Below are 24,231 nucleotides of genomic sequence, written 5' to 3'. Positions count from 1 at the left end.
TGTTTAACCCCTTTAACCTGTCTAACTCCCCCGCCCCCCCAATGCCTGTTGACAAACCGATCACCCTCGCCACCCGCGGCAGCGCCCTGGCCCTTGCCCAGGCCAACATGGTCCTCGCCCAGTGCCGCGCTGCCTTCCCGAGGCTGACGTTTGAACTTAAGATCATCAAGACCACCGGGGACAAACTCCAGGCGGCTTCATTGGCGCAGTCGGGCAAGGGCCTGCCCAAGGGCCTCTTTACCAAAGAACTCGAAGTCGCCCTCCTCAAGCACCGGGCCGATCTGGCGGCGCATAGCCTGAAGGACCTGCCGACCGATTTGCCCGCCGGCCTCTGTCTCGGCGCCGTCGGCAAGCGCGCCGACGTGCGCGACGTGCTGATCTACCGCGACGCAGCCTACCTCCGCGCCGCCGAGGCGGACAAACAGGCCGCGGAGTGGTCGCCCGGCCAGTCTGAACGCCGCGGGTTCAAGCCCGGCCTCACTGTCCGAGACCTCCCCGCGGGGGCGGTCGTCGCGACCAGCAGCACCCGGCGGAAGGCGCAGTTGCTGGCGCTCAATCCCGGGCTCAAAGTGCCGGACATCCGCGGCAACGTGGTGACTCGACTGCAAAAAGCAGCTGAGCGGGCGGAGTTGGATGCCACGGTACTGGCGTTGGCGGGGCTGACCCGCCTCAATTTCCGCGTTACGCCCGAAGGCCGGCTCGAGGGCGATGCCGTGCCGGACGGATTGCTGGCCGCAGTGCTCGACGTCGAGATGATGCTGCCGTGCGTCGGCCAGGGCGCCGTAGGCATCGAGATTCGCGAGCACGACGAGCGTATCGCCGCGATCTGCGAGCGGCTTAACCATTTCAACACCCGGCAATGCGTCCTCGCGGAGCGAGCGTTTCTCGCCGCGATGGGCGGTGGCTGCCAAAGCCCCGTGGCCGCGTATGCCGAGGTCGTGGACAGCCGGCTGCGCCTGCGCGCGCTTTCCTTCGCCGCCGGGCCGGTTCGCCGCGCCGAGGCCAGGCGGCCCCTTAAGGAAGCCGTCGAACTCGGGCAGCAAGTCGCCGCGGAGTTGAGAGCCTAGCTCGGCGTCCCACACCCGCGCAGGCGCTCGCCAGCCACAGCGGCGGAGGATTGCCGCTTTCCAATCCGCGCGGCCCTCGCCCTGCGGGTGCCGCGCTGGCCAATTGCGGCAAGCCCGCTTTCCGCATACACTACCTCCAAGATGAAGCCCAAAGGCACGGTCTATTTAGTCGGCGCAGGACCTGGCAACGCCGGATTGCTCACGCTGCGCGCAGCCGAACTGCTGGCGCGCGCGGACGTGGTGGCCTGCGATGGGCCGATCAATTCCGACGTCCTCACCCTGGCGCCCCAATCGGCCGAGATCATCAACGGAAGCCGGCGCGCCACCCTGGCCATGCCCGCCTCGAACGAACTGGTCCAGTTGCTCATCAGCCGGGCGCGCGCGGGCAAGACCGTTGTCCGGCTCATTGGCGGCGACCCGTTTTTCTTTGGCGGCGGCGGCGAGGAGGCCGAGCAACTCGCCGACGCGCATATTCCGTTCGAGGTCGTGCCGGGCGTCTCATCCCTCGTCGCGGGGCCCAACTACGCGGGCGTTCCGCTCACCCACCGCCAGTTTGCCTCCCAGCTTACACTGGTGGCAGGCCACGAAGACTCGGCGCAAAGCGGCATTGATTGGGCGCAAGTGGCGAAAACTCCGGGGACCAAAGTGATCATGCTGGGCAAGAACCCTGTCGGCCCCATCGCCGAATCGCTGGTTGGCCACGGTCTGGCGCCGGATACCCCGGTAGCGGTCGTCGGCCGCGGCTCGACGGACCTCGAGCAATCGGTTGAAGGCACCCTGGCGACCATCGCCAGCCTGGCCGCCCGGGAGAAGATTGGCCCCCCCGCGATGCTCGTTATCGGCGACGTGGTGAAGCTGCGGGACAAGCTGAATTGGTTTGAGCGCCGGCCGCTCTTCGGCCAGCGCATCGTGGTCAGTCGCGCCCGTGAGCAGGCCGGCCAGCTTTCGCGCCGATTGCAGGAACTTGGCGCCGAGGTGATGGAAGTCCCCACCATCAAACTCGACCCGCCCACCCGCCGGCAGAACCTGGTGGACGCGTTGCTGGAGCTCAACGCCTACGATTGGCTCGTGTTTACCAGCCCCAACGGCGTCACCAAGTTCTTCGAGTACTTCTTCAAGCAGTTCCACGACATGCGCGACCTCGGCGGCGCCCGCATCGCCGCCGTCGGCCCGGCCACGGCCGGCAAGCTCAAGGATCTGCATCTCCAGGTGGACCTGATGCCCGACGAGGCGCTGGGTTCCGAGATCGCCAAAGCCTTTGCCAAATTCGAGAGCATCGAGAACCTGAAAATCTGTCTCCTGCGCGCCGAGGTCGCCAACCGGGAACTGCCCGAAGCCCTCGAGCAACTCGGCGCCATCGTGGACGACATCGCCTGCTACCAGACGGTGCCGGACACCGAAGACACGACCGGGGCCGCGGCCAGCCTCCTGGCGATCGGCGCCGATTGGGTCCTGTTCACCAGCGGCTCCACGGTGCGGAACTTCCATGCGCGCTTCGACCTGCCGGCGCTCCTGCGCAAGTTCCCGCAGCTCAAGACCGCCGCCATTGGCCCCGAGACCTCCAAAGCCCTCGCCGAACTGGGCCTCACCCCAACCCTCGAAGCCAAACACCACACACTCGACGGGCTGATCACGACATTGCTCGCCGCCCAGAAATAAGTGGCGCGTTCAGCCGGAACGAGGTAGTTGGGAATGGGGAGCGCACGCGTCCCGCGTGCTGCCGACGGCGTCCCGCCGTTGGCTTCGTCCGCCCATTCCTCTCCAAAGGCTCCGCCCCCCCTCGCTACGCCTGCCCTCTTCGCGCAGCGACTGGAGTGCGGCGCATCCCACCGCTTTAAAACAGCGTTCCGTGCCGAACCGAAGGCGGTGGCCAACCCCCGTGCAACGGCTCGCCTTGGCGTTGAAGAAGAAACGGCGGCCCGGCACAGCCATCAACATGTACTTGGTTCCTCAAAGCCCGAAGTCGCGGCTTCCGACGCAGGCTGTGGCGCCCGGGGTCCGGGCCCTGTCTGGCAAGACATTGTCAGTGGGCTTTAATCAGCCGTAGGTCCGGAGCGACGATCCCCTGACGATTGCGAATCCGCACCACGGCGACACTGACTGGTCCCTGATGAGGTGCATTATGGGGCAAGCCGACATCTCCTCGCACAAGTGGGACAATCTCTGAATCCCATTTAGCATTGGGCGGCCAAAACCAGATGGGCCTGCTTGTCGGCAGACAGGTCAGGGTGGAACCGGAGTATTTCTGTCCTGACCGGAACTCCTGATCGGCGAGGTCAAGGTCTTGCGCCTGGCCCGCCGATGTCGAAATACTCTTTGGGGCTCTGGCCTTCTGGACCGTGTTCTTGGCTCAGTCGCGCACCGCGGGCCGCCGCCATGCCAGCAACAGCATGCCCAGCCCAGCCAGTCCGCAAATAGAAGGCTCTGGAATGCAAACTGTCCCGACTTTCATCCCGGTCATGCCGTTGTGCATGTCATACCCATACCAGCCTGGAAACGTAATCGTCTCGCTGGCTGGCTGCGGGAACATAGTCCACTCCCAGATGGCTGTTTTGCTCCCCAAGCTCACATCATGATGTGCTAGTGTCCCCCCACCTAGCGTCAGTGTTGGAACCGTTTCATCCCAGCCATCTCCGAAGAACAGAACCATGGTGACCACCTTGGTTAAGTCTGGACGTGCTTGGTTGGGAACAACCAGCTTGCTCTTGATGCTCTGGTCATCGAATTCCCAAGTCGGGTAGCCGAAGGAACCTTTGAGTACGACCCATGTGCCCTCTCCGGGAGCAGTTCGTCCTGCAAGATACTCCACAGAAGCAGGATCTATGTCGTACGCAGTCGAGGATGTCACGCAGCACAGATATGCTCCGGCGATTGCACAGAGGGCTATTCTTGGGAGCGTTCCGGCGAGGGTTGTTCTGTTCTCTTTCATACAGCAGTTCTATTTATCCGATTCGCCAACCTATTAGAGGGAGCTTGTTCAGGCATTGGACCGCAGAAACGGTCTGCGACCACGCTTCCAGCCACTTGCCTAGCGACCTGACTCCCCAATGTCACGTCCCACTTTTACGCCTAGCGAGCACTCGTTGGTAGTCGGCTATTGAGCTGTCAGCTACGCAGGGGACAGGGGCGGGGGGAAGGCAGAAGGATGAATGCGGAATACAGAAAGGCCCATTTCCTCCTTCACCCGCATAGAACATCGGCGGATCAAGGTCTTGCGCCTGGCCCGCCGATGTCGAAATACTCTTTGGTGCTCTAGCCTTCCGGACCGTGTTCTTGGCTCAGTCACGCACTGCGGGCCGGCGCCATGCCAACAACAGCACGCCCAACCCGGCCAGCGCAAACAGGGAAGGCTCGGGGATGCACCACGTGTCAATCACCAGTTCATCCACCAGGATGTTGCCGCCGATCACGAAGAATTCATCCGGCGGATTCGGATGGATGAACCACTGGAACGTCGTTTCATACCAGCCGAAGCCCAGGTCCTCATCCGGCACGGTGATCAATCCCGGAACCGGGTCGTACATCGGGTTGAAGCCGCTGAGGATTGGTCCAGTGGCAGGCTTCAACTCTTCGTCGTGCCACGTCAGTTGCACCCACATCCACTTGTACTCGTTCGGCGGATTGTGGTTGTCCACCGTGACGCGCATTTCACCCGACAGCGGCCAAATGCCCACACGGCCAGACCCGAAAAGATCAGAAGGCAGCCACTGGCCGTCCGGGTAAACTGTCAGGTGCGTGCTGAGCAACCAAGGTTGCCCCCCGGGAGGCGAACCGTCCGGCTGCAGCGGACCTGGTTCGGATGTAAGGAATTCCCAGTATTGGGAGGTGGTGCTGTACTGGCCGCGCCACCAGGGCGGTTGGATGTCATCCGCGAACGCCGATGCGACAAAGCCGACGGCAACTCCCGTCAGGACGCCGAGGGCGAGGATTCTTCTCAACACTTTCATAATGGTAACTCGATTGTCGCGCATGCTCTGGCAGCCTGCGCCTGTTGGTTTGCTCAGTTTCAAAATTGCTTTTACAGCAAACCGCGAATTCCTGCGAGTCGCCTATTTACACGTCACCCAGGCAGGGGACAGGCCCCGGCGGACCGGCGCCGATGGGTCAACGCTGGAACGAGCACTCGCCGGCGCTGCGCCGGCCGCAGAGCGGGGGCAAGCGGCTGCCCGGCGCGGAGGTCAGGCCCATGAACTCTGCCATCACGCGCAGGCTCACCTGGGTCCGGGTGACCACCCCCAACTTGTGGTGCAGCCGGCTCAGATGCGTGTGCACCGTGTGTGGCGAGATGCCCAACTCCCCGGCGATGGCGAACTCGGTCTGGTCGTCGAAGATGCCGCGCACGATCTGCAGTTCCCGGCCCGACAGGTCCAGGGAGCGGGCGATTTGCGCCCACGCGCACGGTGTGAAGATGCCTGATCCATGTGCCGCCACACCGACAGACACGACGTGGGACTTCTTCTGTCCCGTCTTCCCCTGCCGGGGAGCAGGATTGCGGGCTGCGGGCTCCGTCGCCACTGGCGAGCGTATGCGGTTCGCACGGCGGCCCGCAGGCTGCGATTCTGCGCTGTGCCGTTTCATACCCAACCCCATCCGATGACCTTCACGCCGCCCGCGACTGGTTGCGCCATTCGTCATGCCGCGACCGACTGCAGCGGCGAGGTCTTCTTATCAGGAAGAAGACATGTTCAGGACCGCTTGATTACCGCACGCCCTCTCCGTCCTGTCAACGGCAAATGAGATCGTGAAGAAATCCGGAATGAATCTCACTTTCCTGCAATGGGAGGAGTGGAGCGCCAACATTCTTGTCGGCCTTCTAGTCAACCCTTGGCCGGGCCGACAGGAATGTCGGCGCTCCTGCAACGAAATGAGATGCGCCCAGCAGCCCGGGGCGGATTGAAGAAGGTGCAGCCGACGGCGTCCCGCCGTTGGCTTGGTCCTCCCATTCCTCTTCTACCGTTTGATGAACCAGTCGGGGAGGCGAAAGTTTGCGGCGGGACGCCACCACCCACATGCCGGGGGCATGTGCTCCCCATTCTCAACCGAATGGACACCGCTTACCCGGCGTGCGACTCGCCGTTGTTTGGAGCGAGCTTCCTGGTGTGGCGGCGAGCTTTCGCCACCAGCCACGCCACGCAAAAGCCGCCGGCAAGTATCGCGATTGGAACAGCCACGCGCCCCAACTGAACGGAGGTGTACACCCTTTCCCCCACCGGGTCGGGCGGACCAACATTGTAGCTGGCCGCACAAACGATCAAGGGCTGCGCCGCCAGCAACGCCAGCAGCACATAGGCTCCAGCGATTCTCATGCCCTTAGGCTCGCACACACCCGCGCCCAATGTCAAGACTACAGCTTGCTGAACAGCAATCCCTCAGTCTGGCAGGGCGCTTTCGCCGAAAGCGCCACCGTTTGGCCGACGCGGCGAGGCGGCCTCCACCCAAGACGGAGGCCTTGCGTTGAGCATTGTCCCGAAAGGATGGCTACAAGCTTGATCTATAGCGAGGAGACGATGCCAACCCGGCGAGACCCCTGTGTGTATCCCATGGGGAGCGCTCCCCATGGGATACACACTGGGCTATCACGGGTGTCACAGCGTTGTCACACCGGCCTTTCTGGCTGTGGGGGCTGCGCTCGGGAACCACCACTGTCCCAAAATTGGACACAATGCCGTTCTCTACCAGAACGGCCATTCGGTCCAGGAAGACGGGTCCTTACGGACGGATTGCGGTGCGAAGGGCGCAGCCCGTCTCGGCTGCGCCCTCGCCTGGGCGATCAAGGCGTTCTGCGGCTATGGGAGCACGGCTTCGACGCGGTAGAAACGGGTGTCGCCCGCCACCGGCACCGCCTTGCTGGCAGTGAGCTCATTCGCGATGACATCCCCCTCCGCGTCCTCCCAACCTGCGCCGGACAGGCTGGCTTTGCTTTGAACGCGATAAACCGCTCCCGGCACCGCCGTCCAGGTCAGCGTCACTTCGCTGCCGGCAAGGGTTGGCGCCTGCAGCTCCGGCTGCGGTGGCAGCGTCGGCAGCTCCGTCTCTGTCAGCGGGACCATGGCCCAATCCACGTTGGGCATCTGCAGGTTCGGCTCGCCGGCCTCGTTCACCGGGTTGATCTGCGGGATGATCACCGCGTGCGTCGCCTCGGGCGGCGGCGGGGGCATGTCCATCTGAATGAATTGCTGCGGCGAGATCATCGGGGTGGGGATAGGCGCCGCATCCACGCGGATGGGACTGCGCGCGCCGTAGCGGGTGAGTTGGTCGAGCGGGACCGCGCTGGTGTGGTACTCCACCGTCAGTCCGCTGATAAACACATTGTTGGTCAGGCCCGGCACGATCGGCAGGATGTTTGTCAAGCCAATGCGCGGCAGGGGCTGCAGCAGCGGCTGCCAGCCGATGCTGACCTGCGGCACCCAGCCCGCCCAGCTCATGGCGAATGGATTCCACCAGCCCCAGTTCTGGAAGGGCGGGAAGATACCCGGCCCCTCGAAGCCGATGTGCACCCATTGGCCGGGGGTGAACGTGCCGCCGGTCCAGTCCATAATGGTGCGCCCGGCCGCATCCCAGTTACACTCGAAGTTGCTGAACTGGCCCGAGCTGCCGCCAAAGCCGTTGAAGTTGTTGCCGATGCCCCAGGGCCCGGGCACGATCACCCGCAGGTTCCCGTAAGGGTAGGCGTAGGGGATCCAGAAATCCTTGTTGCACGCCCAGGTCTGCGAGGTCGTCAGCATGAAGGCCAGCTCGCGCTTGCGCCCCTGGTGATCAACGATCACTTGCCAGGGCTGCATCGGCGTCGGGTAATTCCCGCTGAAGGTCAGCATCGTCGGCGAATAAACCGCGTAGTCGTTGTAGTGATCGCGGGTCGTCTTCCAGCCAAACGCGCGGCCCGGCGCCGTCTTGGTCACGACCGAAAGCCAATAAACCCGGGGCAACTGCGGCGAGCCGAGCTGGCGATACGGGTTGCGCGGGAAGAAGTCATACTTCCAGATCTGGTGATCCTGCCCGAGGAGGTGCGGCGGGGCGTTCGGATCGAGGAAGTTCTCCGTCAGCCCCTGCTGGTAAACGCTGGCGCGGTACTGCCCGGGGGAGAATTGCTGCCACCAGAGGAGGTTGCCGGGATGGCTGGGCGTGTTGCCGCTGCGCGGCACATCGTCCCAGATACCCACCCAGAACGTGGGCCAGTAGTCCACCCGGTCGTTCAGCCATGAGCCGAAGAGGTGGATGTCCGTGATCGGACCGGTGCGCGTGCAGATGAAGTCATCGGCCAGCAACGTCGCGGGGCTGGTGTTGGTCAGCCAACTGTCCAGCACGTCCAGGCCGTGGATGGTGGGGTCCGGATTCTGCCGGAACTTGACGACGTTCCGCGGCGTGGGCTGGGGCTGCGGCCAGCCCAGCGTGCCGGTCATGATCACGCGGAACACGGGGAGGGCCGGATTGATCTGCCCACCCGCCGTGCTGCTGACGCTCATGAAAATGTCGAAGAAGCTGTCGGGCGCGATATACTGCGGCGTGGGGTCCGGATTGAACCGCGTGGTCTGCCCCTCCGGCACCCGGAAGGACATCTGCAGAAACTGCCGCCCCTGTCCCGGCACGTCGCATTCCAGGAACACGTCGAAGAAGGAATCCGCATGCCACACGACCGTCGGTTCCCCCGCCAGGGGCATCGGCAGCCCAACCGCGCTGCTGAGTTCGGTGAAGATGTCGAAGAAGCTGTCCGGCATCATCGGCACGTCCATGAACACATCGAAGAAGGATGAGACCCCCGGGTCGCCAACGCCGCCGCCGGAGTCGGAACCGACCAGCACGGTGGCCCCGGGCGGAGTCAGGTTCTTGACCTGCATTGCGACCTGTCCGATCTGCGTGAAGGGCAGGGTCGGCAAGCCGAGTTTCGTCAAAACCCCCGGTCCGGCTGGCGGATACGGCGGGCCCTGGCTGACTTCCAGGAAGACGTCGAAGAAGGAGTCGGGAGCGAGGTACGCCCGGGCCGGCGCCACCAAAAGTCCAAGTGTGCAGGCGACGATGAAGGCTGGTTTAAGCAGTGCGGTACTCTTCATGGCAGTCCACTTTCACGGCCACTCCGCTTGTCATCCTGCCGGCCCATCGTCCCCGAGCAGCCAGCACCGTGGCCGCGAGTCCTGGTCACCCAGAACGAGAGCCATGCCAGCACCATACCAGCATGCAATTGACTTCTACAAAAGGCGCCTATCCATGTCAACAACTAACTTGCACCTTTTTTAAGACCGGCGCTTTGCCCCACCAGCCCTGAACAAAACTCCGCAGGCGCTGTCCATAGAACGTCCGCCAGCATCAGCCCGGCGTCCGAAGGAAGCGTCACGGAGTCACACTTGCATCGTTGGTTCTCCCCGGGCAACAATAGGCGGACGTGGTAATGCGAAGGTTATCGTCGTGGATCACAGTCAATCCGCGCAGCCGAAGCCGGCACAGGCTTCGGCCTGCTTTTGCTTTGCTGACGGCGCTGCTGTGGCTGGCCCCCTCCACGCTGGGCGCGGCGAGCTTCACGGCCACGCTGGACCGGGAAAGCGTTACCGTCGGCGAGAGCGCCACCCTGACGCTCCGCTATGACGGCGGCCAGCCCAAGACGACGCCGTCCCCGCCGACGATCCCGAACCTGCAAGTCTCTGGCGGCGGGACCTCCCAGAGCATTACCGTCATCAACGGTCAGTTCTCGGCCAGCATCTCGCAGACCTTTCTCCTGACCCCCACCCAGCCGGGCGACTTTGCCATCCCGGCCCTCACTGTCGAAATTGGCGGCCAGGTCCTGAGCTCGCAACCGCTGAAACTGACCGCGGTAAAAGCCCCCACCAGTGCCGCGGATGGCGCCGGGGACAAACTGGCGTTCTTCAAGCTCTTTGTCCCGAAAAAGGAGGTCTATGTCGGCGAAATCCTGTCGGTCGAGTTCCAGGTGTATGTGCGCGACGGCCTCGCCAACGGGGAGGACATCCTGCAGGGTTTTGACCAATTCAGCGGATGCCCTGTGAAAGCCGAAGGCGTCAGCATCATCAAAACGGCCCACGCGCAACGCCGCCGGGCGCGCCTGGGCAATGCCAGCTACGTCGTCGCGACTCTCGTCACCTCACTCTCCCCCATCAAAACCGGGCCCATCACCCTTGGCTCGATGGATGTCCCGCTCACCTTGCAGATTCCGCTGCCCAACCAACGCCGCCGCGATCCCTTTGATCCCTTCGGCATGTTCCAGCGTATGCAGGTCGAGGAGCGGCGCGTCTCGCTGTCGGCCGAACCCGAAATACTCAAAGCCCTCCCGCTGCCCAGGGAGAATATCCCCGCCACGTTCAACGGCGCCGTCGGCAACTTCACCATGACCGTCACCGCCGGCCCCACTAATGTCGCCGCCGGCGACCCGGTGACCGTCAAGGTGGCACTCTCAGGGCGAGGCGCGTTTGACTCGCTCGCCTTGCCGGAGCAGAACGCGTGGCGTGACTTCAAGACCTATCCCCCGACCACCAAGGTGGACACCACCGATCCGCTTGGCCTGCAAGGAACCAAGACCTTTGAGCAGGTGGTCGTGCCCCAAAGCCCGGATATCAAAGCCCTGCCGCCGGTCTCCTTCAGCTTCTTCGACCCCGACCAGAAGAGCTACCGCACGCTGACACAACCTGCCATACCTCTGGTTGTCCGCCCGGGCGGCGCTGCCCCGGCGCCGGTGGTGGCGGCCACGACACGCGCCGCGCAGGACAATGCCCCGCCCGCCCAGGACATCGTTCACATCAAGCCGCGCCTCGGAGCAGTGGCCCAGATTGCCCCGCCGCTGGTGCTGCGACCCTGGTTCCTGGCGCTGCAGGCCGTACCCGTCCTTGCCTGGCTCTCGGCCGTCCTGTGGCGCCGGCGCGCTGAGATGCTGGCGAACAATCCCCGCCTGCGCCGCCGCCGCCAGGTGGCCCAGAACATCCGCCAGGGCCTGGACGAGTTGCGTCAATCCGCCGCGGACAACAAGTCCGAAGCCTTCTTTGCCACGCTGGTGCGCCTGTTGCAGGAGCAAATCGGCGAGCGCCTTGATCTCCCGGCCTCGGCCATCACCGACGCCGTGATTGAAGAGCACCTCCGCCCGCGCGGCGTCCCGGAAACCACGCTCGCCCCCTTGCAGGAGCTGTTTCAGACCTGCAACCTCGCCCGCTATGCACCAATCAGAACCAGCCAGGAATTGGCCGCAATTATCCCGAAACTCGAAGCCGTCCTGCGCGATCTCAGGGAGATGAAGCTGTGAGAGGTAACGTGACAACCGGACGGTCTTTCCGCCTCGGTCCCGCCAAGGCAAGCGACCGCGCGCCGGGACGGGGACGCCGGGTCGCAACGGCGGTAGTACTGTTCACGATTCTCTGGCTGACTCCCTGGTGTTCGCGCGCCGCGCTTTCCACCGCCGCCTTCGAACTGGCCAACAAGCTTTACGAGGAAGGCAAGTTCGCCGAAGCCGCCGCCGCTTACGAGAAACTCGGCCAGTCCGGCCAGACAGCCGCCGCGCTCAGCTTCAATCTCGGCAATGCCCATTTCAAGTCCGGCCAGATCGGCCGCGCCATTGCCGCCTATCGCCAGGCCGAACGACTCACCCCGCGCGACCCGGACCTGCGCGCCAATCTGCAGTTCGCGCGCAACCAGATCCAAGGCCCCACCCTGGCGCCCAGCCGATGGCATCGCTGGCTCGGGCGATTGACCCTGAACGAATGGACCCTGCTGGCCGCAGGCGCGCTCTGGCTCTGGCTGCTGCTGCTCGCCTTCCTCCAATGGCGGCCCGCCCTTAAACCAGCTCTGCGCTTCTACGTCCTCGGCCTGGCCATTCTGGTGGTCATCTTGGCCGCCTGCGCCGGCGCCGCCCTGCGCCAGGCCCGCTTCACCCGCACCGCCATCGTTACTGCGCGCGACGCCGTGGTCCGCTTCGGCCCGCTGGCCGAGTCCCCCGCCGCTTTCACCGCCCACGACGGCGCCGAACTGCGCGTGCTCGACCAAAAGGACGACTGGCTCCAGGTCAGCGCCGGCCCCCGCCGAACCGGCTGGCTCCGCCGGGACCAAGCGGTTGTCGCGGGCGGCTAACTCCGGTGAGGGCGGGCGTCCCCGCAAGCCCTGACTTCCACGGAACTACAAAGTTGTTTGGGCCCGCGTGGACGCTCGCTCTCCGGGGCTCAGGAGCCTGCAACGGATTAAGGCAGCCGGAATTGCGAGTTGAAAGGAGAGCCCGAAACTGCTAGCTTGGGCCCGTGAGCACCGTCACCGAGATCGAAGCCGCCATCGCCCGGTTGCCCCGCAAAGAGCTCTGGGAGCTGAAGGAGCGGCTGGACCGCCGGTGCGAGGCGGAGTGGGATACCCAGATTGCAGAGGATGCCCGGGCCGGAGGACCGCTGGACCGGCTGGCGCAGGAAGCGATCGCGGAGTTCAAAGCGGGACGCTGCACCCCGCTCCCGTGAGGAGTCACACCACCGCGCTTTGGCCGCCCCCGTGGCCGATGGGCTGGTCTGGTTTTGGATTGGGCCTCACGACGAATACGAACGCATGATTGGTGCCTGAATGAGGCCGGCCGCTTGCGAAGTCTCCGCCCCGCCACCAACCCCAAGCCAGTCCGCGCTGCGCGGCTGGCTCCACTGCGACCTGGCCGTCGTCGGTGGGAACTGATATTGACGTTCGGCATAAAGCAAGCACCGCCCCGGTATGCAACCCCAGATCACATACAATGACGCTTGGGAGTCGATTCCCCTGGAGTACGTGGACGCGGTACTGGAGTTCTTTGACCGCACACTTCAACCAACGCACCCACTCCGATCGTATAAGTTATTCCCCATCGCAAAGTGTTGGCGAAAGGACAAGTACTTGCTTGAGGAGGAGGAGCCCAGCGACCTTCTCTGGGTCCTGGATATGCATCGGAAGAAGCGCATTCGAGGCAAAACCTGTTATTACTTCAAGCGCATCGAGACACAGGAGGAGCTTGATGCGATGCTTCGAGCCGATTATGAGGCGTGGGTCCAGTACATGAAAGATGCGGGAGCGTGGCACGGAGACTGATCTCTGCCTTCCTCTAGCTAATCCCGACCGTGAGCTTCTGGCCGGCTCCAACCACCACAGGACGCTTCAACGACACCACCACCCCACCCGCCTCAGACTTAAACGCGCTGGGCACCGTCTTGCCACCGCATTCCACTTTCACCCGTTTGGGCGTCCCGGCCACGGACAGTGCGAACTCCGCCACCGCCAGCCTTCCCTCGCAAACACTTAACTCATTCCGCTGCGTCTGTCCCTCCCGCGTCTGTCGCAAGCTGCCCCACCCCTCCGGCCCCACGAAGAAGCCCTTGAAGTCCCCCGGCGTGTGGCGCGGCGTGAACCGCAGCGCTTGCCGCGGCCCATCGTAATCCCAGCCCGACAGCGCCAGCAGCAGCGACCACGACGACATCGCCCGCGCATAGTGCCCGCCGCACTCGAGCTCGTTCCACGGATTGCGCTCGATCGGCGGGCGCGGGATTCCGTCATAGCGGTCGCGCGCCCCCCTCACGATGGCGAACGCCTCCTCCACCAACCCTTCGTAGATCATGTGCGCCGCTACCTGGTATTCGATGCCTGTCCAGACCTCGTCCGAGTAGAGCATCACGTGCCCCGGCCGGCCGCCCTTGGGCCACGTGCAAGTGATCAGCCCCTTGTCCTTCGCCCCGGCAAACGCCCGTGGCGCGTGCGGCCAGCCCGTCAGGTTGGACTTCCAGTTGTAATTGAATACCGCCCGCAGCGCCGACACCACCATCTCCCGCGGCAGGATGTAGCCCAGCCCGAGTTGGTGCGCCCACCACTGGCCGATCAATTGGTCCGCCATACAGCCCGGGCCCACTTCCCCCGGCCGCTTCATGTAATCCGCCAGATGCTGCTGGAAATACTCCCCGTTCCAGCACAGCTCGACGAGCTTCCTCCGGCCCTTCTCGAAGACGCTGCGAAACCGCTCCGCCGCGGCCTTGTCCCCCACCCGCCGGCCCCACTCTTCGCCCGCGCGCAGCGCCGCCAGGTAATACCCGCTGATGAACGTCGTCACCCCGTGCAGCGCCTCGTCATAGGTGTTCCATTGATCATCCTGCAAAATGCCCTCGGGCTGCCCTCCGGCCGACTTCGCGTCGCGCCCGATCAGGTATTCCACCGCGCGATTGATGTGCGGCCAATACTCCCGGAAAAACCCGTCGTCCGGCTGGTTAAGCGCCTCGCGATAGGCCTTGAGAATGCAGCTTGCGTGGCCGTCCGCGAACGGTTGCTCGCCCGTCGGCCGCGGCGGCGACGGCACCTCGGTCCGGTTGTTGACCCCGCCGTCCGGGCGTTGCTGGTGCTTGAAGTCAATCCGGCGCATGTCCTGCTCCAGCGACGGGAACAGGCGCGACAGGCTCTGCTCATAACCCCACACATGCGTGCACGTCGGCTGGCAGCAGCCGTTCGAGCCTTCCCAACCATACGTGTCCCCGTTCGCGATGCGGAACACCACGCCGATGTGCCGGATAATGGCGGCATTCGCGGTGAGGCAATCCAGCAGCCAATACGGCAGTGTGCTGTCGTAAAACGTCCTGCGGAACCGCTCCGTCCGCCCGTGCAACGCGCCATAGTCCTTCAACGCCTCGCGCATCACCGCCCGCGCGTCGGCCCATTGCGTCGCGTAGTGGCAGCCCATCCAGGTATGGACGGCGTTGTATTTGTTGGGGTAATGCCACGCCAGCAGGAATGGAACGTCAACACTCTTCCCCGGCGGCACATTAACGTTGACGGCAACCGCCCCATACAGGGTGCGGCCGAGCGGCGTCGGCGCGTTGGATCTGGCCTCGGCCAGCGGCGTAAAGCTGCCCTCCGCCGCGAATGCTCTCCACGCATCCTCCCGATGCGCCGCCGCCGACAGCACGGTGACTTCGTCCCCAAGCGCTGCCAGCGCCAGCGTGCCGAAACCCGGCGCCTTGGGATGCTGGAACCCGCCTCCCCCAGTGTAACTCGCCCCCACCAACCCGCAAACCAGCGTATAGGCGCTCTGCCGGTACTGGCTCCATCCCGCACGCGCCGGCTCCAGCACCGCTCCAGCCGCGATCACTACCTTGCCCTTTCCCACCGTCCGCATTAACAGCCGTGTGCCATCGGACGCCTTGGACTCAGTCGCGCCGGGTTGCGGCACCAGCCCCTCAAACTCCACCGCCCCACCGTTGCCAGCCTCGCCATCCGCCGGCCGGAGGCTGCTGAACCGCGCCGGCAGCAGCTCCTCCAGCAACTGCATCAACTCCCGGGTCGCCGGCATATCCGAGAACTCGATCCGATCCACGTTGATGTGCCCCCACCCGCCCATCTGCTCGTCCACGATCTCAATGTGCGCGGACTGGCCTCGCCACTCGCCCACAAACCACATCGCCGGCAGCAACTGTTCGTTGTCCTTGCCCGAGGTGGCGCGCACCACATTGCCGTCCACCACCAGCCGCATCTGGGTGTTGGCGTGGCGACCGCCCCCCACGAGAAACCGGATAAACTGCCGCTCGATGGTGAACGGCTTGCTGACCATCCGGCCAGTCATATCGTCTCCGCCGACGAAGCTGTTGACCAGGCCCTTGCCGAGAAACCCGGTCACCGGGTTTTGCATAGGCAGCGTCCCCTGCGGGGGCTCCTTGCCGAAGGCCTCGCCCGTCACCGTCCACTTATCGTAGCCGCCCTCGAAATCCTCGAACACAATGTCCGGCCGCGGGCTGACCTCGGCAACCGGCTTGCCGCCGGTCCACGCCCCGTAGCCCGCCAACAGCGGCATCGTCCGGCCCGACCAGAGCAGCGTCGCGCCCGCCTGCACCGCCTCCCGCGCGCCGCGGAGCAGTCCTTCTGAAAGGTCCGTCCCGGCCTCCTCCAGCCAGATCACTGTGTGCGCCGGATCGCGCAGCTTTTCCGCCGGCAACGGCTTGTCTCCGAGCACTTCGACCGCCAGTCCCTCCGGCCGGTCTGGCGGCGGCTCCAGCAGCGCCTTCAGATTGGCAGCCGTATAAATCGCCACCGGCTTGTCCAGCGACGCTTCCCCCGCAGCTTCCGCGCGCATGTACAGCCCGCCCCGCCCGCCTTCGCGCAGCACCTCGTTGACGTTGCCGCCGAAGCACGCGTTGCTGGCTGAGTTGTTCGGCCCAGCCGCATCGTAGCCCACCGGGTTTTGCATCACCGCCGCCAGCGACACCGTCTGCTTCTGCTTCGCCGGGTTAGTGACCCGGAAGAGGAGCGCCGCCAGCGGCATCGCCGAGAAGCGCGCGTCCAGCGGCGCAAGCGGGCTGAAAGCTGCCAACTCCACCTCGACGGGCAACTCCGGATCCTTGCAGCGCAGCTCCGCCACTGGGTATTCGCCCCGCATCTCAATCTGCTTGACCCGCGGCCAGTCGGGCCCGCCCCCTGTCTGAAGCATCCGGATGACGCCGCCCGCGCGGATCAGGAAATGCAAAGGCACCTGCCCGCCCCTCAGCGTGTTGAACAACTGCCAGTTGGTGAATTGGCCGTCCACGCCCAACTCGATGTTGCCGGTGCCAATGCCGCCCAGGTGCATCCGGGTGTCCGTGTGTCTGCCGGACAGGTAAAGGCGCGGCTGGTCCGGGGCAAACAGTTCCCGCCGCCACCGCTCCAACTCATCCGCCGGCAGTTCAAACGCCCCCCACGCCGGGGTGCCCAGCATCGCCGCCGCCGCCCCCGCCCCCACCAGCCCAATGAACTCACGCCGGTTGATGCCTTGTGGACCACAGTGTCCCGAACAGTTGCATTTGCGCATCACTTGCCTCCTTCACTTGCGTTGACTCGTGCCGAACATTATTCGCCGTCTCTGCTACCAGTCCCCTTTTCAGTTGCCAAGCCCGAATCTCCCCTTCCGAACCGCAGGGGTTAGACTTCCTCCAACACAGGCTGTTGAGCCTTGCCCGCCCAACGGCGGGACTTAACTGCCTCGCTGTTTCCCAGGGCTCTTGCTCGCGCTACCAGGGAAGCGGAATCGCATCACGGTATAATCCTGGGTTTCGGCCACACGGAAGCCGGACGCCTTAATTCCTTCCGCAACGCCCGGCATGTGGGCCACGCCCCACGGAACGACGATCGGCTCCGGATCAGTGAGACGGGCGTGGATTTCTTCCAGGACCCGCTGGTTGCGTTTGGTGATCAGGTCATCGAATAGCTCCTCCTCGAAGTGAGGGGGCGGTGAGTGGCGAAACAACTTCAGCACAGTTTCAGCATTCACCCCTTTGGCATGAATGAGCATCAACAGGTTGAGCATGCCGATTGTGTTGGTAGTGAACTGCTCCACATCCACATCCGCCATCACCAGTTGGACCTGGACGGGATTGAATTCCTTTTCCTGCTCGGCGAGACCGAGAGAGGATGCCATGCGCTGGTAAGTGATGGTGTTGGTCAGCAGGCTATTGTTGTCGGTGACTCCCTCCATTAGCACCACCGCGTTGGTCGGGAACGATTGCGACAGTTTGTGGTAGAAGCCGGCTTCACCGACGTGCGCCATCGGAACGAGGTGGATCACTTTGCCATCCTCGCGAACGTACTTGCGCGCCTGAACGGTAAGCCCCCCCGGCCGCAGCGTCAGGAAACCTTCGCTGAAATGCGCCACGGACAGCGCCGTGCAAACGGCCAGATAGGCAACTACCGCGGGCAGTAATACAAAGATGTTTAACAGCAGGAACGCCGAGAGGTTGAACCAGCCAAAGCGCCGGGCTCCCAGCCAGCCAAATGCCACCAACGGCCAACGCAACCTCGGCCCGCCCTGGGCCCACCATACAATGGCCAGACCGAGCGCGACCTGGCAAAGCGAGGTGATCCACGCTACCTCCTGAAACCGGCCGTGATAGTACGTCGCCAGCGGAAGCAGAACAACAACGGCCAGCGGATTGAAGAGTGTGACCGGGAGAAACAGCCGCTTGGGGATCATGGGCGTGAGTCCCATCAGCACGTATACCACGAGCGTCGTGAGCAGGGTGGGAAGAAACACAAGGACGCGCAACAGCGCCAGAAGGTGAAGATCAAAGAGAAGGATCAGTGAATCGTCCACCAGGGATACGACCGCATCGGCCAGAAAGAGCCCAAGGCACAGGCTTAGCAGGAGAACGAGGAGTTGCCGGCCCGGCCCCGGCTTGCGCTCCGGCTCCAGCGGGGGCGGTGGCGGAGGGCTGATGACGGGTGGCTGCATGGAAAGGCTAACAGTTAGAGGCTAAGACAAATCTCGCGGTGGCTCGCTCATTCGGTTTCAGCCGTTGGCGTTCCGACAGTTCAGTGCCGGCAGTCTGGGTGCTTGCCGGGGAAAGTCCAGCGCAAATAGAGAGGTCCAGCATCGCCAGAGAACGCGGTTTCCTGGCGCCGATTGTCAGGCCAGCCTGAAAGAATTCGCTTTGGGCTCCGGTCTGGTTTAGGCTCTTGCCCACAACCAAAATGCCTGCGCGCGATTTGTCGCAACACCCGATTTGGCGGGGCGAGGAGTTGGGTCAGCCCATTCCAGCCTCACCGCATGCGGTGTCGGTGGCGCTGCCGCGATGGCAGGACGTGGTGGGATACGAGGAGAAGAAGGCCGAGGTGGTCAACGCGTTGACCAGCGGTTATCCGCGCTTCTTCATTCATGCGGCGGTGCGGGAGTTGGCGCGGCAAATCGGGGATGGGCGGCCGTGCCTGCCGTTTCCCTCGCTCCGCGCCGCCAGGCTCTGCGCGCAGTTCATCGAGCGCTCCAGCGGCGCGCAGGCCAAGGTCCTGGCGCATCGCGGCATTCATGGAGTGGTGACCAGCGACGCCGGCATGGCCGCCTTGCGAGCATTCTGGCAGCATACGGGGTTGATAGTGTCCACCCGGCAGGCTGAAGCACACTTGGCCGGGGGCGGGACCGCATCCGATGATCTGGTGGTGCGCCAGTCTTTGCGACGACAGCTCGCCGGCTTGTATGACTGCGCCGAAGACGATGTATTCCTTACGGTGACCGGGATGGCTGCCCAGTTCGCCGCCTTGCAGGCCGTCATGCAGCGAACTCCCGGCAGGCCGACAGTCCAATTGGGGTTCCCCTATGTTGACACACTGAAACTCCAGCAAAAGCTCGGCCACGACGGCAAGCTGCTGCACAACCTGGGAAATATAGACCAGGAGTTGCAGACCTTAATGCGCCGGCAGCCACTGGCGGCTTGCTTTTGCGAAATCCCCGGCAACCCCCTGCTCGGTTCGGCGGATGTGCGCCGTATCAGTCCCGCGCTGCGCGAGCACCGCGTGCCGCTGGTGATGGACGATGTGGTCGCGACGCCTGTTAACGTGGATTTGACCGGCCATGCTGATCTAATTGCCACCAGCCTCACTAAGTTCATCGTCGGCACCGGCAACGCGATGGGCGGCGCGCTCATCTGCAATCCCAAGTCCCCCCTCCACCGCGAACTTAAACCCATCGTCAGCGCGCAGCATGAAGAAGTGTTGTGGGGCGATGATGCCGCGGTGCTGGATACGCAGGCCCGCGGCTTTCCGGAGCGCATGACGCGGCATAATCAGAACGGCCTTCTGCTGGCCGAGCGCCTGCGCCGCCATCCGGCCGTCGAACGTGTCTGGTATCCGAAATGGGAGTTCAGCGAAGCTTACGAAGCCGTGCGGCGCCCGGCAGGCGGCTGGGGCGCCCTCATCACTTTCCTGCCCAAAAACGGGGAAACAAAGTCCCCAATCATCTACGACCGCCTGGAGTTCTGCAAAGGGCCGAGCCTGGGCACGGTGTTTACTCTGGCCTGCCCTTTCACCCTGCTGGCGCACTATACCGAGCTGGCGTGGGCGGAATCGTGCGGCGTTTCGCGTTACCTGATTCGCATCTCCGTCGGTCTGGAAGACCCGGAGGACCTCTGGCAGCGTCTCGAACGGGCCTTGTGTGAGGTGCCTTGAACCTCCGGGAATGCATCGGAACGATGCTTACTCGACGATCTTGGGGACCATGAACAGGCCGTTGGCGTGCGCAGGGGCATTGCTTAGGGCCTCCTCGTTGCTGAGGGAGGGCTGGACTTCGTCAGCCCGGGTCACGTTGACTAGCGGGAACGCGTGGGCTGTCGGCTCCACTCCGCTAACATCCACCTCCTTAAGCTTCTCGATGTAAGCGAGGATATTTCCCAACTGCTCGCCCATTTTCTGCTCCTCCTCGGGCGAGAGCGACAGACGCGCCAGATGCGCGACATACTTCACATCAATTTCCACCGCGGCCATATCATTCCTCGTCGAACTTGCGGTTAATGAGTATCTCCAACTCGGCCAGAGCCTGGGGAGCGTCCTGGCCGTGGGCATGAACGGTGAATTTGCTGCCGGGGCCGGCGGCCAGCATCATCAGACCCATGATGCTCTTGCCGTTGACCTTCTCGCCGTCCTTCTCCACAAAGATGTCGCAGTGAAAGCGATTGGCCGTCTTGACGAACATGGCCGCCGGCCGGGCGTGGATGCCCAGCTTATTCGACACCTGAAAGTCTTTTGTCATGACGGATTCGCCGCCCGCTATCACCTTCGCGCTCATTCAGTCCAAAGAGGACAATACGCCAAAAGCGCGCTTTGGCGCCACTGAATTCTATGGCTTCGCCGCCGCCGCCATCCGGGCGATGAGCCGGTCATTGAGCTCTTTGGCCGGATTGTAGCCCGCGACCTTGAGCTTGACCTGGAAGGCGGCCACTTCGATCAACCGCGCCAAATCGCGCCCCGGCCGCACTGGAATGGTAATATGCGGAACGTCAATGCCCAGGACTTTGACGAACTCCTGCTCCAGCCCCAGGCGATCCACGTCCGGGACTTCATTCCACGACTTGAGCGAGACGACCAGGTCCACCCGTTTTTCGTGGCGGATGCTCTTGACGCCGAACATGGCGGCGACGTTGATGATGCCGATGCCACGCACCTCCATGTGGTCGCGCGTGACTTCGGCGCTGGTGCCCACGACTTCCCGGCCGTCCACCAGCGTCACCTTGGTGATGTCGTCGGCCACGAGGCTGTAGCCCCGCTCGATAAGCGCCAGCACGCTCTCGCTCTTGCCGATTCCGCTTTCCCCGCGGATGATCACGCCGACGCCCAGGATGTCCACCATGCTGCCCATTTCAGTGCCGCGCGGGGCAAACATCATCTCGAGGGCCAGGGTGGCCAGGTTGATGAACTTCATGGTTACCATTGGGCAGCGGAACACCGGCACCCGGGCTTCCTCGGCCGCCTTGAGGCACAACTTGCTTGGGTGCAGGTTGCGAGAGAACACGACACCCGGGACTTTGTAGGAGAAGAAAAGCTCGTAACGCTTGGCCTGCTCCTCAGCCGAGAGCGACTTGAGGAAGAAGGCTTCGGCATTGCCGATGACCTGCAACCGTTTGTTGGCGAAGTAGCGCGTGAACCCCGATAACGCCAGGCCCGGCCTATTCACCGTTGGCTCGCGGATGATGCGCTTGAGCCCCGTAGCACCGGCCACCAGATTGAGCTGCAGGGAGCTGGCGTGCTCGGTATAGAACCGCTCGACGGTGATGTGGTTAGTTTGCATGGCGAGAATAACGAGAGTTCGCGGCTGAACACGTGCTCTCTTGCCCTAAGTTCCGGCTCATAGGTTAAATTCCGGGCCCAGATAGATCTCCCGCGCCTTGGGGTCGTTGACCAGGTCCTCGGCATTGCCCTCATAAACGACTTCCCCCTTGTGGATGAGGTAGGCCCGGTCCACGAGCTTCAAGGTTTCGCGCACGTTGTGGTCGGTGACCAGAATCCCCAGGCCGCGCTGTTTCAGACGGCGCACAATCTTTTGCACCTCGTAAACGGCAATGGGGTCAATCCCGCTGAAAGGCTCGTCCAGCAGGAGCAGCTTGGGGCTGGTCACCAGCGCGCGGGTGATTTCCAGCCGGCGTTTCTCGCCGCCGCTCAGCGTGTAGGCCCGGCTCTTTGCCAGGGACGTCATATCAAGCTCGTCCAGCAGATACTTCAGCCGCACGGCGCGCTCGGCCCGGCGCAGCCGGCAGGTCTCGAGAATGGCCAGAATGTTCTGCTCGACCGTGAGCTTGCGGAAGATGGACGGCTCCTGCGTCAGGTAACCCATGCCCAGCCGGGCGCGCTTGTGCATCGGGAGGCGGCTGATGTTGCGGGACGCGAATTTGACCACCCCGGCGTCGGGCTTGATGACCCCGACCACCATGTTGAAAGTGGTGGTCTTGCCGGCGCCATTCGGCCCGAGCAGCCCGACGATCTCCCCGGCCTCGACCGTGATGGAAACACCGTTGACCACGCGGCGCTGGCGATATTCTTTCACCAGCTTCTCTGTGGCCAGCAGCTTGCCGTTCGCGGGCGGGGCGTTCGATTCGTCTGGCGGAGGGGTTTTCAAGACACGCGGTGCACGATCTGGTTTAGCTGCCGTTCGGCGGCCGGAACAGGTTCGTTGCGGAGGCCGGCAGCGGGCCTCGAAAGTTGTACCTACCCGGGGTCGTCAGCTTGTGGCTCGACAGGTCCAGGGCGATGGTCTTGTTCCGGATCACAATGTTGGTCGCGGCCAGAACGGCGGGGGTGCCGGTCAGCTCCATCAGATCGTTGGTCAGCGTGGCAGTGAGGCGGCGGGTGAAGACGGCCTTTTGACCGGTGCCACGGAGAGTCTGCCCCTGCGCATTTTGCAGGTCGAACACCACCGACGGCTCGGCAATCAGCATGCGGCCATCCTTCCCCAATTCCGGAGGCGACAGCATGGTCAGCTCCTCGCAGGTCCATTTCATCTGCGGATGTTCAATCCGCACCCCGCCATGAAACAGGCCTGTTGCTGGCGTGAGCAAATACTGCTGCGAGTAAATCTCCGCGAATGCCGGCGCGCCCCCGCTGGTCTGGCCGGGTGTGGGCGCAGCCGAGCCAGCCAGAGCGGCCTGCCCAACCTCGGCGGCGGGCAGTCTCATGAAAGCATTTCCTTCCACGAGCATCTCCTCGCGGGCAAGGTTCACGCGTATCGAGTCGCCTCTCCCCTCGCGGGAGCCAGCCTGCCAAGCGGGGCTGCCGATAAGCTCCAGCAAGTGATTAGTGGCGGTGTACTCGGCTTTGGCCGCCGTGAATCGCCGGTCCTCCCGCGCGATGACTACTGCCCGCTCCGCTACCATCTTGCCCAATTCATTTGTGCCAGCCAGGGTGAGCGTCATCAGGCCGCAGGCCATCTGGCCTTGCAGTTGGCCGTCGAGGCGGTCGCTGACGTTCACCTGATCGCGAAAAACCGCCACATCGGTCCGCAGTTCGTAGTTATCACATTGGATCTCGACGACCTCGTTGGCTGGGGCCGGCGAATTGACCGACCTTGATCCGGGGGGCGAAAGAAAGCCGGCGGCCCCCAGGCCCGCAGCGGGCATCTGGAGCCTGGCGTGGCCCATTGCTCGGAAAATCCTGTTCGTCCGGTCGAAGATCAGCTCGTCGCCGCTTCCCTGCCGCTGCTCGATCCGCCAGGTCGGCTGGCCTTTCATTTGGATCAGGTCGGTGTCTGCCGAGTAGAACGCCCACTCGCCTGTGGCATGTATCTTCTCGTAATCCACAACCACGCGTTCCTCGGCGGTCAGGCTTTGCAGCCGGTGCTCGGCCATTGGCAGCAGAACGGTCAGCCGCCCCGCCGTGGAATTCAGGTTTGTCCCCGTCACGCGAACGTTTCCCTGGTACACGCCCTTGCCCGAAGTTTGCTCGTATTCGAACTGGTCGGAGAAGATGTCCATGCCCGGCGCCACTTCGGCGGGCCGATTGGTGAGCGGCGTGGCGGCTGCCGGCTTGAGCAAATCGGGATGGATGGTCGTATGGACACGATTGGAAACCAGCAGGGTCGCATTAGTCTGCTGCCGAACGAAGCCCTCCCCTTTGATGGCGAACCGCCCATTCGCGGTTTGCACCTGGAGCGGACCCGCGGAACTGATCGAGCGATGGGTTGGATCGAACAAGCACTCGGGCGCCTCGACCACCAGCTCGCCCTCGCCGGTCGGGCTGAAGGTTTGGTATTTGGCCTTGGTAACAAGCCATCGTTTATCAGCCTGCTGCTGCGCCTGAGCGCCCTCGATCAGCGCTTTCATCTGCGTATCATGCGGCGCTTCGTGGTAATCGGCGAATTTGAAACCCTGCCCGCCGACCACCGGCTGCGCGTGGGCCGGCCGGGCGTTGATCGCCAGGCCAAGCGCCAGCATGGCCAGCGCCGCGCCACTGGTAAATTGGATATGCCGGTTCATCG

At 63.7% G+C, this 24,231-nt stretch carries 19 protein-coding genes; 7 read left to right on the top strand and 12 right to left on the bottom strand.

The features are described 5' to 3' along the window. Window positions 1–41: 41 nt before the first annotated feature. Together P5205_04735 and cobA are read left to right on the top strand one after the other, a co-directional pair. On the top strand, window positions 42–1,067 hold the full coding sequence (locus tag P5205_04735) for a hydroxymethylbilane synthase (GenBank protein ID HSA09658.1): 1,026 nt from the start codon (window positions 42–44) through the stop codon (window positions 1,065–1,067). Window positions 1,068–1,208: 141 nt separating this feature from the next. Next, complete coding sequence (gene cobA, locus P5205_04730; GenBank protein ID HSA09657.1) at window positions 1,209–2,726, top strand: uroporphyrinogen-III C-methyltransferase; 1,518 nt, start codon at window positions 1,209–1,211, stop codon at window positions 2,724–2,726. Window positions 2,727–3,417: 691 nt separating this feature from the next. Here the strand turns inward: cobA and P5205_04725 are convergent. The 5 genes from P5205_04725 to P5205_04705 all read right to left on the bottom strand — a co-directional run bounded on the left by P5205_04725 (window position 3,418) and on the right by P5205_04705 (window position 9,115). Continuing rightward, complete coding sequence (locus P5205_04725) at window positions 3,418–3,996, bottom strand: hypothetical protein (GenBank protein HSA09656.1); 579 nt, start codon at window positions 3,994–3,996, stop codon at window positions 3,418–3,420. 349 nt (window positions 3,997–4,345) lie between these two features. Beyond that, complete coding sequence (locus P5205_04720) at window positions 4,346–5,014, bottom strand: hypothetical protein (protein HSA09655.1); 669 nt, start codon at window positions 5,012–5,014, stop codon at window positions 4,346–4,348. Window positions 5,015–5,171: 157 nt separating this feature from the next. Continuing rightward, window positions 5,172–5,645 carry a helix-turn-helix transcriptional regulator gene (locus P5205_04715; GenBank protein HSA09654.1) on the bottom strand — a complete coding sequence of 158 codons (474 nt, stop codon included), beginning with the start codon at window positions 5,643–5,645 and terminating at the stop codon, window positions 5,172–5,174. 476 nt (window positions 5,646–6,121) lie between these two features. Further along, entirely contained in the window at window positions 6,122–6,373 is a 252-nt protein-coding gene (locus P5205_04710) for a hypothetical protein (GenBank protein HSA09653.1), read from the bottom strand. Window positions 6,374–6,853: 480 nt separating this feature from the next. Further along, the gene (locus P5205_04705; GenBank protein HSA09652.1) at window positions 6,854–9,115 is read right to left on the bottom strand and encodes a hypothetical protein; all 2,262 of its coding nucleotides are present in this window, start codon (window positions 9,113–9,115) and stop codon (window positions 6,854–6,856) included. Window positions 9,116–9,450: 335 nt separating this feature from the next. Here P5205_04705 and P5205_04700 point away from each other — a divergent pair, with 335 nt between their 5' ends. The 4 genes from P5205_04700 (at window position 9,451) to P5205_04685 (ending at window position 13,088) form a co-directional block, all read left to right on the top strand. Next, a complete protein-coding gene (locus P5205_04700) occupies window positions 9,451–11,304 on the top strand; it encodes a BatD family protein (protein ID HSA09651.1) in 1,854 nt (617 codons plus the stop codon). Continuing rightward, window positions 11,301–12,125, top strand: a complete 825-nt coding sequence (locus tag P5205_04695) for a tetratricopeptide repeat protein (protein ID HSA09650.1) — start codon at window positions 11,301–11,303, stop codon at window positions 12,123–12,125. Before P5205_04700 ends, P5205_04695 begins: the two co-directional genes overlap by 4 nt. Window positions 12,126–12,289: 164 nt before the next feature. Then, window positions 12,290–12,496 carry a hypothetical protein gene (locus tag P5205_04690; protein HSA09649.1) on the top strand — a complete coding sequence of 69 codons (207 nt, stop codon included), beginning with the start codon at window positions 12,290–12,292 and terminating at the stop codon, window positions 12,494–12,496. 241 nt (window positions 12,497–12,737) lie between these two features. After that, window positions 12,738–13,088 (top strand): hypothetical protein, encoded by a 351-nt coding sequence (locus P5205_04685; GenBank protein ID HSA09648.1) that lies wholly within the window; start codon window positions 12,738–12,740, stop codon window positions 13,086–13,088. Between the two features lie 13 nt (window positions 13,089–13,101). On the opposite strand, the gene P5205_04680 is transcribed toward P5205_04685, so the two are convergent. Further along, complete coding sequence (locus P5205_04680) at window positions 13,102–16,815, bottom strand: GH116 family glycosyl hydrolase (GenBank protein ID HSA09647.1); 3,714 nt, start codon at window positions 16,813–16,815, stop codon at window positions 13,102–13,104. A 162-nt stretch (window positions 16,816–16,977) separates the two neighbouring features. Then, window positions 16,978–18,231 (bottom strand): hypothetical protein, encoded by a 1,254-nt coding sequence (locus tag P5205_04675; protein HSA09646.1) that lies wholly within the window; start codon window positions 18,229–18,231, stop codon window positions 16,978–16,980. A 239-nt stretch (window positions 18,232–18,470) separates the two neighbouring features. Here P5205_04675 and P5205_04670 point away from each other — a divergent pair, with 239 nt between their 5' ends. Further along, on the top strand, window positions 18,471–19,937 hold the full coding sequence (locus tag P5205_04670) for a PLP-dependent transferase (GenBank protein HSA09645.1): 1,467 nt from the start codon (window positions 18,471–18,473) through the stop codon (window positions 19,935–19,937). A 27-nt stretch (window positions 19,938–19,964) separates the two neighbouring features. Here P5205_04670 and gatC read toward each other — a convergent pair whose 3' ends face one another. Genes gatC through P5205_04645 form a run of 5 tightly spaced genes read right to left on the bottom strand, consistent with a single transcriptional unit; the run spans window position 19,965 to window position 24,229 of the window. Next, window positions 19,965–20,252: an Asp-tRNA(Asn)/Glu-tRNA(Gln) amidotransferase subunit GatC gene (gene gatC, locus P5205_04665; GenBank protein HSA09644.1), complete on the bottom strand. Its 288-nt coding sequence runs from the start codon at window positions 20,250–20,252 to the stop codon at window positions 19,965–19,967. A 1-nt stretch (window position 20,253) separates the two neighbouring features. Beyond that, complete coding sequence (locus P5205_04660) at window positions 20,254–20,553, bottom strand: HPr family phosphocarrier protein (protein ID HSA09643.1); 300 nt, start codon at window positions 20,551–20,553, stop codon at window positions 20,254–20,256. 51 nt (window positions 20,554–20,604) lie between these two features. After that, complete coding sequence (gene hprK / locus P5205_04655; protein ID HSA09642.1) at window positions 20,605–21,552, bottom strand: HPr(Ser) kinase/phosphatase; 948 nt, start codon at window positions 21,550–21,552, stop codon at window positions 20,605–20,607. 57 nt (window positions 21,553–21,609) lie between these two features. Further along, window positions 21,610–22,377 carry an LPS export ABC transporter ATP-binding protein gene (gene lptB / locus P5205_04650; GenBank protein HSA09641.1) on the bottom strand — a complete coding sequence of 256 codons (768 nt, stop codon included), beginning with the start codon at window positions 22,375–22,377 and terminating at the stop codon, window positions 21,610–21,612. Window positions 22,378–22,399: 22 nt separating this feature from the next. Further along, window positions 22,400–24,229 (bottom strand): LptA/OstA family protein, encoded by a 1,830-nt coding sequence (locus tag P5205_04645; protein HSA09640.1) that lies wholly within the window; start codon window positions 24,227–24,229, stop codon window positions 22,400–22,402. Window positions 24,230–24,231 lie beyond the last annotated feature (2 nt).

The organism is Candidatus Paceibacterota bacterium (genome assembly GCA_035452965.1).
In the GTDB taxonomy this organism is placed as follows: Bacteria; Verrucomicrobiota; Verrucomicrobiia; order Limisphaerales; family UBA8199; genus UBA8199.
Note: the sequence above shows the minus strand (reverse complement) of the source record. Positions and strands in the feature narration are given on the sequence as shown.